The sequence below is a fragment of the Aeromonas sp. 96A genome (assembly GCF_051919165.1).
Lineage (GTDB): Bacteria > Pseudomonadota > Gammaproteobacteria > Enterobacterales > Aeromonadaceae > Aeromonas > Aeromonas veronii.
The window spans coordinates 793,383-807,078 of the sequence record NZ_JBQBFE010000001.1 but is presented as its reverse complement, the minus strand read 5'-3'; the positions used below and the strand labels follow the sequence as shown (position 1 = coordinate 807,078).

The following is a 13,696-nucleotide window of genomic DNA, read 5'->3' as shown; positions in this document are numbered from 1 at the left end:
AGCAGCAAGATGAGCATGCAAACTGAGCCGGTGTTTGGAAAGATCATCGTCGTGGATCCCATCCCGTTTCGCGGGGGCTCCAAGGTTGCGACCGAAGTGCTGCTCGATGAGTTGGCCAAACGGATGCCCGGGCTCACATGCCATGTGCTGACCCAGGATCCCGACTCCTGGCCCCGAAGCCAACATCACCCCCTTTGGCTGCCCCACATATTGAAGGGGCGGGAGTCCGGCATCGGCTATCTGCTCAAACAGGGGTGGCAGACCCTGCTGATCCTCTGGCTGGTGTTGCGTCTGGGGCAGGTGAAGTGCCTGGTGGCGGCGTCCGGGCCGGGAGTGGATCTCTGCTGCTACTGGGCGGCCCGCTGGTTGCGGTGCCGGGTGGTTCAGCTGATCCATGGCCCTGTGGGGTGCTCGGGGCTCTCTGCCAGAGCCTTGCAGCGGGCGAATTTTGTCTTTTATCTCGAATCAACTCGCAGCTCCCTGGCGGCGTTGCTGGCCCGGCTTGGCGAGACCGAGTTCCCGTCACACTGGCAGCCATTTACCAATGGTTTGAGCGAGATTGATTGGCCCAAAGCGACTCTGGGGGGGCCTCGTATTTTGTGGGCGGCCTCGTTGCTGCGCTGGAAGGGGCTGGAGACCATGCTGGCCGCCCATCAACTGATCCCTGACGCTCGCCCCGAGCTGATGGTGTGCTATCTGCAGCCCAAGGGCACGCTGCAACCCTGCAGCCAGCCTCAGCCACAGCTGCCAGACACGCACTGGTATGCCAACCCCGCAAATCTTGACGAGATCCGATCTCGATGCGGCATTTTTGTCTCCACCAGCCATCAGGAACCCTTTGGTCTCTCCATTCTGGAGGCTATGGCGGCGGGATTATGCGTAGTGATCCCGGCCGATGGCGCCTGGTGGGATCGACACCTCACCGATGACGTGAATTGCCGTAAATATCAGCCCAACGATCCCGGCGATCTGGCGCGGGTGCTGGCCAGCCTCAATGCCATGCCCGACGTGGTCAAGCGACTTGGCCATCATGCCCGCCTGCATGCCATGGTCCATTACAACGCGGCAGATACCTATCAAAGCACACTGGATCAGTGGGAAGGTATGTTGCGATGGGATGCGTTGAGCCTTGCCGTGCATGGTTAGTGCGCAGTGGTTCCCCACGGGGAGGATGGGGGTGTATGAGGGACTTATGGGCAGACTGGTTGCGGGAGGCTGGGTGACTCCGCCACTCTGATGCAGTTACGGCCGGATGAATCGCCCCAGTTCCCTAGACACTTCACAGCCATAAAATGAGGCAACTATTGGAGGTGTTATGACCCGTCAGCGTTATCCAGAAACATTCAAAATCGAAGCGGTTAAACAAATCACCGAGCGCGGACGGCCGGTGGCTGACGTTGCACGAGTCCTTGGGGTATCCAGCCACAGTCTGAATGCTTGGCTCAGGCAGTACGGTAAGCCCTCTGACCAGCTGCTCGAAGAGTCTGCCTTGCAATCCGAGATCCGCCGCCTGAACTACAGAACTGCACCAGGTCACCGAGGAGCGCAATATCCTAAAGGAGGCCGTGGCATACTTTGCCAGCGAGTCAAGGAAAGGTACGCGTTCATAGCCTCCCGACTCGACCGGTACAGTGTCGTTACCCTGTGCCAGACCCTGGGGGTTCACCGAAGTGGCTTCTATGCGTGGCTGAAACAGCCCGTATCGCCACGACAGTAGGAGGACGAACGACTGATAGGATTAGTCCAGCAATCCTGGCTAAAAAGTGGTGCCGTCTACGGTTATCGCAAGATCCATCGCGACCTTCGTGACGCAGGGGAAGCCTGCGGCAAGCACCGTGTGGCCAAATTAATGAGGCGGGAAGGGCTGCGTTCGCAAACGGGCTATCAACGCCGCAAGGGGCATTATGGAGGCAAGAGCACGCAAGCTGCCCCAAACACGCAGGCACGTCAGTTTAAGGTGCCAGCCCCCAACATCTCCTAGGTGACTGACATTACCTACATCCGCACTTAAGAAGGGTGGCTGTACCTGGCGGTGGTGCTCGACCTGCTCTCTCGCCAGATCGTCGGTTGGGCGATGAAGTAATGCATGACGGCAGACTTGGCAGTTGATGCGTTATTGATGGCCGTCTGGCGGCGCAAGCCCAAGCAGCCGGTACTGGTGCACTCGGATCAGGGCAGCCAGTTTACCGGTGGTGAATGGCAGGACTTCCTGAAGGCCCACAACCTGAGTTGCAGCATGAGCCGACGGGGTAACTGTCACGACAACGCGGTCGCCGAGAGCTTCTTTCAGTTGATCAAACGGGAGCGGATCAAGTGCAGGATTTATGCGACAAGAGACGAAGCCCACAGCGACGTATTTGATTATATCGAGATGTTTTACAAACCAATCAGGCTCCATGGTTTCAATGATGGGCTGTCGCCGGTAGAGTTTGAAAGGCAGTTTATTTGTCAGCAACAGATTGTCTAGAAAAACAATGGTGGCAATTCAAGGCCAGTCACACCACCATGTGCAATCGTTTTGTCGCTAGGCTTGAGATTACGTGCTTTGGTATCTGTAAGAAGTGCTGTAGGAAGGATTCCTTGAGAATGTGGCATGTTATGGACTATGCCATCCATTGTGCCATTTAGTACGGGATAGAGTCATTTTCAGTCGGGCGATGCTGGACTTATTGTTCTGTAAGGTACTGATTTTAATTGAATATATTGGATGTGTCCGGTATTGATTGAGGCAGTCTCCCTCACCGCCACATTGCAAAGCCCTGATGGAAACATCAGGGCTTTTGTTTTATGGCGCAATCCCGAGCAGTTGTCAGCATAGGACTGCAAATCCTCATTGTTGATAGCCCAGCATCTGGCTGAGCCGATTGGCCAATTGGAGTGAACAGCCGCAGTGATCTTGCTGCCGAACCCAAGCCTAATCCTGTCAAACTTGCTGTCGAATTCAGTTAAAGGGCCTCTCGCAAGAGAGGCCCTTTTCATTGCTCGCTGATTTGCCCTGCTCGGTACTTAAAAGGCATTCCGTGGTGATACCGGTTAATGCTCCACAGTCAGTGGATCCGGGGGCAGGTTCAGATGCTTGGTGATGGCCTGATAGAGCTGGGGGTAGTTATCGTCAAAATGGTGTCCTCCCGGCAGAGTGACGGTGGTGACGTTGGGCTGGTTGAGACGGGGGCAGAGGCGGTCGCCGTCATCGTCATCGGCTCCTTGCAGGCAGAGCATCGGCAGATCGCGGATGGTCTTCACCTGCGGTTCGGTCGGGTAGCTGCGGGTCTTGTGGGTCAGCATGTCGCTGACGTGGATCTCGAAATCCGAGCTGGTGGAGGGGGAGAGCATCACGGCCCCGACCAGCCCCTGACGATAGTGCTCCGGCAACCGGTTGATGACGAAGGGGACAATCTCGGCACCAAACGAGAAGCCGACCAGCAGCCAGCGGGGACGCTGCCAACGAGTCTGGTAATCATCGAGGATCCGCTCCAGATCGGCGGTCACCTGCTCCGGGGTTTTCTTCTTCCAGTAGTAGGTGAGGGAGCTCCAGCCCACGACCGGCATGCCGTGCAGCTGAAACTGGGCGCTCAACCCCTTGTCGAGGGCCGCCCATCCGCCATCGCCGCTGAGAAACACCACCATGGGGGCGTCGGATGGCTGCTTGACCGGCAGCTCAATCAGGCTCAGGTCATCCTTGACCGGGGCGGCGTGCGCCGCAAAAGACGAAACGGGCAGTACGAGACTGAGTAACAGCAAAATCAAGGCTCTCATTGGCCATGCTCCTATTTCTTGATCAGCCCCAGCGGGCCGCGGCTAATCAGGGTGATCAGGTGAGTCAGGGTTCTGGGCAGTACCAGCTTGCTGCTGCAGAGCAGGTAGCGGGGTTCCCAGCGGGGCGAAAATTTCTCCTTGTAGCGTCTGAGCCCTTGGAAGTTGTAAAAGCGGCTGCCACGGACGAACAGGGTATTGCCAAGACGGGCCCAGTAGCTGTTGAGCGGGTGATCATTGAAGCCGGACATGGGGGCCATCCCCAGATTGAAGCTGGCGTACCCTTGCGCCTTGCCCCACAGCAGCAGTTCGACAAAAAGAAAATCCATGATGGGGGCGGTGCCGGTATCCAGGCTATAGCGCATCAGATCGATGGAGAGCATCTCCTTGTTATCGCTCACCCAGAGGTTGGCAAAGCCGACGATCTGCCCCTCGTGCCACACCAGCGCAGCCGGGCTCAAAGTCAGGTAGTCAGGCTCGAAGCGGCCGACCGAGAAGCCCTTCTCCTTGCCCATCTTGCTCTGCAGCCAGGTATCGGAGACGGTCTGCAATCTGGGCAGCAGGGGGGCCACGGCGCTTGCCTCGACCACCTCGAAGGTCAACCCTTCTCGTTTGCCCTTGGCGTGGCTCTGGCGCAGGTTGCGCAGCCGGCTGCCCGCGAGATCGAAGGTAGCCAGATCGACCATCGCCTCTTCACCAAGCTTGAAGGGGATCAGCCCCAGCTCCAGATAGAGTGGCAGATAGCGGGCCGAGACCTGATAAAAGACCGGATTGGCGTCGTGCTCGTCGCAGCGCTCGCGAAATTGCCAGAGCAGCTCTTCGATCTGCTCGGGGCGACCGACCGGATCCCCCATCACAATCCAGCTGTTGCCCTCGATGCCATACATCAGGAAGGCGTCACCGGCGGGGTGGAACAGCAGGGACTTGTCCTGCAACTGGGCCAGATAGCCGTGGATCCCCCCTTCGCGCACCACCAGCTCGTGGGCGCGAGCAAGCGTCTCCTTGTCCGGCTTTTCACCGACCACGCGCAGCGGCGCAAGCAGCTGGGCGACCCCGGCAACGGCCAGCACGGCCACCACGCTCCCCATGGCGCGCAGGCCGCGGGCCGCCCCGCCATGGGGTGAGAAGTGGAACCAGAGGGCGTGGTCATACTCCACCTGGCGGTAGGAGAAGAGCAGCAGCCACAGCGCTCCCAGCAGCACGGCGCCGACCGAGATGAGCCAGCCCGGGGTGTACTGGGGATAGAGCAGCGACCCCTTGCGATAGAAGAGAGAACGGCAGGGGGTCATGATGAGCAGGAAGCTGCCGAGCAGCAGGGCTGACTCCCAGTCCCCCCCCTTGAGCAGGGAGAAGGCGATACCCAGAGCCAACAGCAGCTGGGTGATGCGAAACGCGGCGTCGTGACGGCGATAGAGGCTGCGCGCCAGCAGGATCAGGAGGATACCGCTCACGCTGCCGAGCACGTGGGAGAGCTCGAGCAGATGGAGCGGCAGCACTTGCAGCCACACCTCGATGTGGCTGCGCATGGTCGGGATCATCCCCGAGCAAAGCAGCAGGCTACCGGCGGCGAAGGTGCCCATGCTGATAAGGGCAGGCAGAAATTCGCGCACTGCGCTCATCAGCCCCTGTAGACGCTGCCAGCGCGCTTTTTGTTGCAGCATCTCCTGACTCGCAAAGAGCAGCAGGGCACAGAGAAAGGGAAGCAGGTAATAGATGCAGCGATAGAGCAGCAGCGAGGCGAGCAGCTTGTCGGCCGGCAAGTAGTGGGCCAGCAGCAGACTCATGCTCGCTTCGAACACCCCGATCCCGCCCGGCACGTGGGCCAGCACCCCGAGGAAGCTGGCCAGCACGAAGGCGCTGAGCAGCACGGGGTAGGGGACGCTATCTGCAGGCAACAGCACAAACAGCACTGCGGCGGCGGCCATCCAGTCGGCCAGCGCGACCAGCAGTTGCAGCAGGCGTATCCGAAAGCCCGGCAGGGTCAGGGTGTGTTTCCGCCAGGATAGACGGTGTGTGGGCCAGCAGAGGTAGCAGGCCACCAACAGCAGAGCCATGACGCCCGCCAGCCTGAACAGGGTATCTGCCCATTGCGGCCAGTCAGGCTGCAACTGTGATACATCGCAGGTCAGTAGGGCGCCACCTCCCCACGCCAACAGGCCGAGGAAGAAGGTGATGGAGCAGAACAGCACCACGCGGGCCACTTCTCCGGTGGCGAGCCCCAGTGCAGAGTAGAGGCGATAGCGTACCGAGGTGCCGGTCAGCAGGGCAAATCCCAGGGTGTTGGAGAAGGTGTAGGCGATAAAAGAGGTGATGCTGACCTGTTGCCAGGGAAGGCGTTTGCCCAGCGCATGGAGCGCCAGCATGTCATAGCTGCAGAGGCAACTATAACTGAGCAGGGTCAGCAGCAGGGCGCCCGCCAGTCGCGGCAGGGGTTGGGACCAGATGGCCACACGAATATCGTGCCAGTGCCATGCCTGAGTCAGGTGATACAGCACGGTCAGAGCGGTGCCGAGTAGCAGCAAGCTGCACACGGGGCCGAGCCATTTAAGCAGATGACGCCACATGCCATGTTCCTGTGGTCATTGACCGTTTCCCGCAAAGGGGGAGCCGGGTCGTGGATCCGGTTTGGACGAGGGAGGCGCTCGTCAGGAAAATTTCGGGAAGAGATGGAAAGGGAGGCGTCAGCCTCCCTCTGTGTTATCCAGTGACCGGTTGGATCACTTGGTTTTCGGCGCGACTTTGACGGCAGGGGTCTTGGCGTGGGTGGCTTTATGGTGTTTTTTCACCACCTTGGTCTGGGTTGCCTGCGGTGTGGCTGTCTTGGTCGGGGTGGCCGCCATGGTGAAACCGGAGGTGAGGGCGAAGACGGCAGCCAGGGTCAGGGGAATGATCTTTTTCATGTTCAATTTCCTTATTCGGGTTGATGTTATGGAGCGTTCTCCATGACAGTCATCCTATGACGGTTGCGGCGTCCCTTCAGTGAGTGGTTGGTGACGGTTTGTATCCAAATGTACAGGCAGGGTGAGGCAGAAGTGGGCGCCGTGGTCACTGGCCAGCAACGCCACATCCCCCCCGTGATGACGGGCAATGCTGCGCACGATGGCCAGCCCCAACCCGGTGCCGCCGGTGCGACGATCCCGGCTCTGATCAAGGCGTACGAACGGCTCGAAGATCTGGGGCGCCAGCGCGGGATCGATCCCCGGCCCATCGTCGCTAACCTCCAGCAGATAGTTCTCCTGTAGCCGCGAGATGGAGAGGGTGACCTCGCTCTCGGCGTAGCGCAGAGCATTGCCGATGAGGTTCTCCACCGCGCGCGTCAGCAGACGCTGATCGCCGCACCAGGGCATGTGGCGTGGCGGCAGATCGAGGGTGAGCTTCTTCTCGGGTGCCAGCGCTTGCCAGTCGCCGAGATGTGCTTGTGCCCAGTGACTGAGCTCCAGCTCGTCCCGCTGCAGCGGCAGTTCGGGTCTATCCAGCTTGGCGTAAGTGAGCATCTCTTCGATCAGGGCGTCCAGCGCCCCCAGATCTCGCTCCAGCGCCTGCTGCTCCTGCTCGGCAGGGGCAGGATCGAGCATGGCAAGCCGATAGCGCAACCGGACCAGTGGGGTGCGCAACTCGTGGGCGATGGCATCGGTCAGTTGCTTGCGGCTGGCAATCATGGCCTGCAATTGGGTCGCCATTTGATCGAAGGTGCGTCCCACCCGGGCCAGACTGCTGCCCGGTGGCAGATTGGTTCGGCAGGAGAGATCCCCATCACCTACGCGACGTGCGGTTTGCTCCAACTGTTGCAAGCCGCGCCAGTGGGGACGCAGCCACAGAAGGATGGGTAGGCCGAGAGAGAGGCCGATCACCAGCAGCAGTCCCACATCGACCCAGTGCAGCTCGTGCAGGTAGGAGAGATAGGGAACCGGGCCGACAATCAGCACCCGATCGGTATCGGGGATGCGCTGCAGGAAGGTGTCATCTTCCTCGACGATGACAATATTGCCAGCGGCCAGAAAGGCCTGATCCTCGCTGGCCAAGGGCTGGCGCACCAGCTCGCCGATCTTGAGGGGGAGGGTAAACTGGCGGCTCTGCTCGGCCAGCCGATCGGGCCAGCGCTCTGGCGGGGTTCTTGCCAACTCGCTGGTCAACAGGCCAAGAGAGCCCTGCATCATGCGTTCGAGATAGCGATCACCCGCCCGTTCGGCGGTCACCTGATAGACCACGCCAACCAGCAGGATGGCCAGCGTGAAACAGCCGATCAGCAGCAGATAGAACTGGATAAAGAGGTGGCGCATGGCGGTGCTCCCGAAAGAGGGTTATTCCCAGGCGTGGGGGACAAAGAGGTAGCCTTTCTGGCGCACCGTCTTGATCCGGGTCGGGTTGTCGGGGTTATCACCCAGTTTTCGGCGCAGGCGGGAGATGGCCACATCCATGCTGCGATCCTGGCCGTCGTACTCCCTGCCGCGTAGGCTGCGAAAGAGGGCTTCCCGACTCAAGATTTGGCCCGCGTGACAGGCTAGCTCCCACAGCAGATCAAAGTCGGCGGTCGAGAGGGCAATGCTCTCGCCATCGAGCCGCACATCTCGCCCCGGGCCATCCACCCGCAGCCGACCAAATTGCAACTGCTGGGGAACGCTGCTGGTGGCGACGGGTTGGGTTGATGTTTGCTGGTGTTGGCGAAACTGCACCCGCAACCGGGCCAGCAGCACCGGCGGCGGCGTCGTTTTGAGAATGTAGTCGTTGGCGCCCAGCTCCAGACTCAGGATCTGGTTCATGTCACTATCCAGTGAGGTGAGCATTACGATGGGGCCGTCGAAGCGTGGCCGCAGATCCCGACAGAGGGACATGCCATCTTGCCCCGGCAGCATGATATCGAGCAGCACCAGATCGGGCTGTTCGGCCTCGACCCGGGCCAGCGCCAGATCCCCTCTGGGCTCGAGGATCACTTCCATATCGTGGCGACCGAGCCAACTGCTGATGAGCTGGCCAATCTCGGGATCATCTTCGACAAAAAGAATGCGTTGCATAGAAAAGCTCCGACGGGAAGCAGGAGAGAAGAAGAGCGATCAGCATATCAATGGCGCTTGGGAAATACAGAAAAAGAACCGGGCAGGCTGATGTGTGGGGGAGTGTGGCCGTGTGTATCGATGGGGAGGCGCATATCGTGACAAATGGGCGGGGCCGCGTTTATCGATCTGGAGGATGATGGCCTTGCAGACAAGGCAAGGTGCTGCCTGGCACAAAACAAAAAAACCGGCTAAGGCCGGTTTTTCGCGGAGCAGACCAGAAGGTCACTACACCAAGTCGATGGACATCACCTTGCGGTGATTATCGACAGAATAATGGGGTGGCTGATGGGGCTCGAACCCACGACAACCGGAATCACAATCCGGGACTCTACCAACTGAGCTACAGCCACCACTGAAATTTTCATCAACGCTCGCCAATCCAGAAGGATTGGGGAACATCAATGGCGCGCCCTGCAGGATTCGAACCTGCGACCCACGGCTTAGAAGGCCGTTGCTCTATCCAACTGAGCTAAGGGCGCTTTGTATCAACACGTCTTGAAGACAGGTCGATGAACATGGTCGGTGATAAAGGATTCGAACCTTTGACCCTCTGGTCCCAAACCAGATGCGCTACCGGACTGCGCTAATCACCGAAAATCCCTGACCAGCATATCGACATGATTCGTACTGGGCAACGGGCGGGCATCATAGCCAAGCGTAAGGGCCAGCGTCAACGACTTTTTCCCCCAGTAAATTCAAGTGCCTACTTATTGCCCGCTACAGGTCTGGCGTGCGTCTGCCGCTAACATCCCGGCTAAAAAAATGCGACAATGCGCGGCAGTTGAACACATGGTGAGTGGAGAACGATGTCTGCCAAAATCATAGATGGAAAACAGGTTGCGCAAACGATTCGCAGCCAGGTCGCGGCGCAAGTCCAACAGCGGTTGGCGGCAGGGAAACGGGCTCCAGGGCTGGCAGTCATTCTGGTGGGGGCGGATCCCGCCTCTCAGGTCTATGTCGGCAGCAAACGCCGGGCATGTGAGGAGGTGGGGTTTCTCTCCCGCTCCTATGATCTGAGTGCAACCGCCAGTCAGGAAGAGCTGCTGGCGCTGATCGACCAGTTGAATGCGGATAGCCACGTAGATGGCATTCTGGTTCAGCTGCCGTTGCCGGATCACTTTGATACCACTCAGGTGCTGGAGCGGATCCAGCCTGACAAGGATGTAGATGGATTTCACCCGTATAACGTCGGTCGTCTGGCCCAACGTATTCCGGCGCTGCGCCCCTGCACTCCGAAAGGGATCATGACACTGATCGAGACCACCGGCGTGAAGACACATGGTCTGCATGCGGTTGTGGTGGGAGCGTCCAACATAGTGGGGCGTCCCATGACCCTCGAATTGCTGCTGGCGGGCTGCACAACCACGACCTGTCACCGTTTTACCCGGGATCTGGAAGAGCAGGTACGCCGTGCCGATCTGCTGGTTGTTGCGGTCGGCAAGCCCAACTTCATCCCGGGCGAGTGGATCAAACCGGGGGCACTGGTAATCGATGTGGGCATCAATCGCCTGGCTGATGGCTCGCTGGTCGGGGATGTGGAGTTTGAGACGGCGCGCAGCCATGCCTCCTTCATTACTCCGGTACCCGGTGGCGTGGGCCCGATGACGGTCGCCAGCTTGATGGAAAATACCCTGATCGCCTGCAGCGAATATCACGACTGATCATGGCTGGTGATAACCCTGTGATCCCGTGAGGAGGCAGGATTCGCCAGAAATCTGACAATAAAAAACCGGTTGCTCAGAGAGGAACCGGTTTTTTATTTATCCAACGGGTGTTATTTACATATTTTGTGCTTCGTTTGGCACAATCACAGAGGCGTGATTTCCTTTCGGCCCCTGTTGCAGTTCAAAATTGACAGCCTGACCCGCTTTCAGGGTCTTGTAGCCCTCCATTTGAATCGTGGAGTAGTGAGCGAAGATATCCTCACCGCCCCCTTCCGGACAGATAAACCCAAATCCTTTTGCGTTGTTAAACCACTTAACTGTGCCGGTTGCCATACTTCTACATCCTTTTATTGATTACCCAGAAGTCGTTGAGTAACCTGCGCCAGCCCTTTATAACTAGGGACATGGGCCCATAGCAGACGGGCACAGATTAGCAAGTAACCAATCTAGTCTAACTTTTGAGCGAGTCAAGAAGTTGTTAACAGCTGATGTGATCTGGTTAACAAGTCTATTGACAACCTTGTGTTAGACGGTAGTAATCTAGAGGTACCAAAGCGCGATTATGAGCAAGCAGAAAGAACTCTTTGCTAATGAAGAGATTGCAGAAGCAGAGAAAACAAAACTGCAGCCGCCACCCATGTATAAGGTTGTGTTGAACAACGATGACTACACCCCGATGGAGTTCGTGGTGGAGGTGCTGCAAAAGTTCTTTGGTATGGATTTGGACAAGGCGACTCAGGTCATGCTGAGTGTGCATTATAGTGGTAAGGGTGTCTGCGGCATGTTTACCGCAGAGATCGCCGAAACCAAGGTTGTCCAGGTCAACACCTATGCACGTAACAACGAACATCCACTGCTCTGTACTATGGAAAAGGCTTGAATCTGATGACTTGATGGCGAGTGTGACACCACATTGTAGCTGTACTAGGGGAGGTGCCTATGTTGAATAAAGATCTAGAAAAGACGCTGAACGAGGCTTTCAAACTGGCCCGTGACGAGCGCCACGAATTCATGACCGTCGAGCATCTGTTGTTAGCCCTTCTGGATAACAGTTCAGCCCATGAGGCGCTGAGCTCTTGTGGTGCCGATGTCGAGCAGATGCGCAAGGAGATCCGCGCATTCATCACCCAAACTACTCCGCTCATACCGCGCGATGATGAAGATCGTGAAACCCAGCCGACACTGGGCTTCCAGCGCGTGTTGCAGCGTGCCGTCTTCCATGTGCAATCCTCCGGCAATACCGAAGTCAGCGGCGCCAACGTGCTGGTCGCTATCTTCAGTGAGCAGGAGTCACAAGCTGCCTATTTCCTGAAAAAAGCCGAGATCAGCCGTCTCGACGTCGTCAATTTCCTCTCCCACGGGGTGCGCAAGGACAGCAAGCCGGATCTCGGCAGCAATAACAATCCCGAGTCTGATGATGATGTTTCTGCCGCACAGATCGAGAGCTTTGCCACCAACCTGAACCAGCTGGTGCTGGAAGGGCGCATCGATCCGCTGATTGGCCGTGATCAGGAGCTCAGTCGGACTATTCAGGTGCTCTGCCGCCGTCGCAAGAACAACCCGCTGCTGGTGGGTGAAGCCGGCGTGGGCAAAACAGCCATTGCCGAAGGGTTGGCCTATCGCATCGTCAAGGGGGATGTCCCCGAGGTGATTGCGGGCAGTACCATCTATTCGCTGGATATGGGTTCTCTGCTGGCGGGCACCAAGTACCGTGGTGATTTCGAGAAGCGCCTCAAGGTACTGCTCAAGCAGATTGAGCGTCAGGAAGGGGCCATCCTCTTTATCGACGAGATCCATACCATCATTGGTGCCGGTGCTGCTTCCGGTGGTCAGCTGGATGCGGCCAACCTGATCAAGCCACTGCTCTCAAATGGTTTGCTCCGCTGTGTGGGCTCCACCACTTATCAGGAGTACGCCCAGATCTTCGAGAAAGACCGTGCGCTGGCCCGTCGCTTCCAGAAGATCGATATTGTCGAGCCAACTATCGATGACACCACGCGCATCCTGATGGGGCTCAAGAGTCGCTATGAAGCTCACCACTGCGTGCGCTATACCGCCAAGGCGATCCGTGCAGCTGCCGAGCTCTCTGCCAAGTACATCAATGATCGTCACTTGCCCGACAAGGCGATCGACGTGATCGACGAAGCGGGTGCCGGTCAGCGGTTGCTGCCGGCGAGCAAGCGCAAGAAAGTGATTAATGTGCAGGAAATTGAGTCCATCGTAGCCAAGATCGCCCGCATTCCGGAGAAATCAGTTTCTTCCTCGGATAAAGAGGTGCTGAAGAACTTGGAGCGTAATCTCAAGATGGTGGTCTTTGGTCAGGATAAAGCCATCGAGGTACTGACCGATGCGATTCGCCTCTCTCGTTCAGGACTTGGCAACGAGCGTCGCCCGGTTGGTTGCTTCCTGTTTGCCGGTCCTACCGGTGTTGGTAAAACAGAGGTGACCCAGCAGTTGGGCAAGGCATTGGGTGTCGAGATGCTGCGCTTTGATATGTCCGAGTACATGGAACGCCATACCGTATCTCGCCTGATTGGCGCGCCTCCCGGTTATGTCGGTTTTGAACAGGGGGGGTTGCTGACCGATGCTGTTATCAAGCATCCTCATTCCGTTGTGTTGCTTGACGAAATTGAGAAAGCTCATCCGGATGTATTCAATCTACTGCTGCAGGTGATGGACAACGGCACCTTGACCGATAACAACGGGCGCAAGGCGGATTTCCGTAACGTCATTTTGGTGATGACTACCAACGCCGGTGTGCAGGAGACTCAGCGTAAATCGATTGGCTTCCAGCAACAGGATTTGAGCCACGATGCCATGGCGGTGATCAACAAGACCTTCAGTCCGGAGTTCCGTAACCGGCTTGATCACACCATCTGGTTCAACCATCTCGATATGACAGTGATCCATCAGGTGGTCGACAAGTTCATTGTCGAATTGCAGGTTCAACTGGATGCGAAGGGAGTTTCTCTCGAGGTGTCCGAGCGTGCCCGCCACTGGTTGGCGGAGAAGGGGTATGACAGAGCCATGGGGGCCAGACCGATGGGTCGGGTAATCCAGGAGCACCTCAAGAAACCCCTGGCCAACGAGATCCTGTTTGGTTCACTGGTTGACGGGGGGATAGTGAAGGTTGAGTTGGTAAATGACAGCCTCAGCTTTGATTTTCAGGTCAATGTTGAAGCTGTTTCCCACTAAGCGTCAGTGATCAGAAAACGACAAAAAACC

General features: G+C 57.8%; 10 protein-coding genes, 3 tRNA genes and 1 pseudogene. 5 read left to right on the top strand and 9 right to left on the bottom strand.

Translation table 11 applies throughout. The features are described 5' to 3' along the window. Positions 1-9: 9 nt before the first annotated feature. Positions 10-1,146, top strand: coding sequence for a glycosyltransferase family 4 protein (locus tag ACTG2W_RS03685; protein ID WP_106843255.1), 1,137 nt, complete (start codon positions 10-12; stop codon positions 1,144-1,146). 169 nt (positions 1,147-1,315) lie between these two features. After that, positions 1,316-2,467 (top strand): annotated as a pseudogene (locus tag ACTG2W_RS03680) (IS3 family transposase). A gap of 566 nt (positions 2,468-3,033) precedes the next feature. On the opposite strand, the gene ACTG2W_RS03675 reads toward ACTG2W_RS03680, so the two are convergent. The 8 genes from ACTG2W_RS03675 to ACTG2W_RS03640 form a co-directional block, all read right to left on the bottom strand. After that, positions 3,034-3,756, bottom strand: a complete 723-nt coding sequence (locus tag ACTG2W_RS03675; protein ID WP_181281604.1) for an AcvB/VirJ family lysyl-phosphatidylglycerol hydrolase — start codon at positions 3,754-3,756, stop codon at positions 3,034-3,036. Positions 3,757-3,767: 11 nt separating this feature from the next. After that, positions 3,768-6,317, bottom strand: a complete 2,550-nt coding sequence (gene mprF, locus ACTG2W_RS03670) for a bifunctional lysylphosphatidylglycerol flippase/synthetase MprF (protein ID WP_106843256.1) — start codon at positions 6,315-6,317, stop codon at positions 3,768-3,770. A gap of 153 nt (positions 6,318-6,470) precedes the next feature. After that, entirely contained in the window at positions 6,471-6,653 is a 183-nt protein-coding gene (locus ACTG2W_RS03665; protein WP_005337116.1) for a hypothetical protein, read from the bottom strand. A 54-nt stretch (positions 6,654-6,707) separates the two neighbouring features. Next, positions 6,708-8,033: a two-component system sensor histidine kinase RstB gene (gene rstB / locus ACTG2W_RS03660; protein WP_106843257.1), complete on the bottom strand. Its 1,326-nt coding sequence runs from the start codon at positions 8,031-8,033 to the stop codon at positions 6,708-6,710. Between the two features lie 21 nt (positions 8,034-8,054). Next, positions 8,055-8,765, bottom strand: coding sequence for a two-component system response regulator RstA (rstA, locus tag ACTG2W_RS03655; protein WP_106843258.1), 711 nt, complete (start codon positions 8,763-8,765; stop codon positions 8,055-8,057). A 316-nt stretch (positions 8,766-9,081) separates the two neighbouring features. Continuing rightward, positions 9,082-9,157, bottom strand: a tRNA-His gene (locus ACTG2W_RS03650). A gap of 52 nt (positions 9,158-9,209) precedes the next feature. Then, a tRNA-Arg gene (locus ACTG2W_RS03645) sits at positions 9,210-9,286 on the bottom strand. A gap of 37 nt (positions 9,287-9,323) precedes the next feature. Next, positions 9,324-9,400, bottom strand: a tRNA-Pro gene (locus ACTG2W_RS03640). A gap of 213 nt (positions 9,401-9,613) precedes the next feature. On the opposite strand from ACTG2W_RS03640, the gene folD reads away from it, so the two are divergent. Further along, complete coding sequence (folD, locus tag ACTG2W_RS03635) at positions 9,614-10,468, top strand: bifunctional methylenetetrahydrofolate dehydrogenase/methenyltetrahydrofolate cyclohydrolase FolD (RefSeq protein ID WP_005337113.1); 855 nt, start codon at positions 9,614-9,616, stop codon at positions 10,466-10,468. Between the two features lie 117 nt (positions 10,469-10,585). Here folD and cspD read toward each other — a convergent pair whose 3' ends face one another. Next, positions 10,586-10,804, bottom strand: a complete 219-nt coding sequence (gene cspD, locus ACTG2W_RS03630) for a cold shock-like protein CspD (RefSeq protein WP_005300025.1) — start codon at positions 10,802-10,804, stop codon at positions 10,586-10,588. A gap of 229 nt (positions 10,805-11,033) precedes the next feature. Here cspD and clpS point away from each other — a divergent pair, with 229 nt between their 5' ends. Then, positions 11,034-11,351 carry an ATP-dependent Clp protease adapter ClpS gene (gene clpS / locus ACTG2W_RS03625; RefSeq protein ID WP_005337111.1) on the top strand — a complete coding sequence of 106 codons (318 nt, stop codon included), beginning with the start codon at positions 11,034-11,036 and terminating at the stop codon, positions 11,349-11,351. Positions 11,352-11,410: 59 nt separating this feature from the next. After that, a complete protein-coding gene (gene clpA / locus ACTG2W_RS03620) occupies positions 11,411-13,666 on the top strand; it encodes an ATP-dependent Clp protease ATP-binding subunit ClpA (protein ID WP_106843259.1) in 2,256 nt (751 codons plus the stop codon). Positions 13,667-13,696 lie beyond the last annotated feature (30 nt).

Excerpts from the sequence above, each read along its gene's own strand:
- ACTG2W_RS03685 (WP_106843255.1), top strand. The coding sequence starts at position 10 with ATGAGCATGCAAACTGAGCCGGTGTTTGGAAAGATCATCGTCGTGGAT.
- ACTG2W_RS03675 (WP_181281604.1), bottom strand. The coding sequence starts at position 3,756 with ATGAGAGCCTTGATTTTGCTGTTACTCAGTCTCGTACTGCCCGTTTCG.
- mprF (WP_106843256.1), bottom strand. The coding sequence starts at position 6,317 with ATGTGGCGTCATCTGCTTAAATGGCTCGGCCCCGTGTGCAGCTTGCTG.
- ACTG2W_RS03665 (WP_005337116.1), bottom strand. The coding sequence starts at position 6,653 with ATGAAAAAGATCATTCCCCTGACCCTGGCTGCCGTCTTCGCCCTCACC.
- rstB (WP_106843257.1), bottom strand. The coding sequence starts at position 8,033 with ATGCGCCACCTCTTTATCCAGTTCTATCTGCTGCTGATCGGCTGTTTC.
- rstA (WP_106843258.1), bottom strand. The coding sequence starts at position 8,765 with ATGCAACGCATTCTTTTTGTCGAAGATGATCCCGAGATTGGCCAGCTC.
- folD (WP_005337113.1), top strand. The coding sequence starts at position 9,614 with ATGTCTGCCAAAATCATAGATGGAAAACAGGTTGCGCAAACGATTCGC.
- cspD (WP_005300025.1), bottom strand. The coding sequence starts at position 10,804 with ATGGCAACCGGCACAGTTAAGTGGTTTAACAACGCAAAAGGATTTGGG.
- clpS (WP_005337111.1), top strand. The coding sequence starts at position 11,034 with ATGAGCAAGCAGAAAGAACTCTTTGCTAATGAAGAGATTGCAGAAGCA.
- clpA (WP_106843259.1), top strand. The coding sequence starts at position 11,411 with ATGTTGAATAAAGATCTAGAAAAGACGCTGAACGAGGCTTTCAAACTG.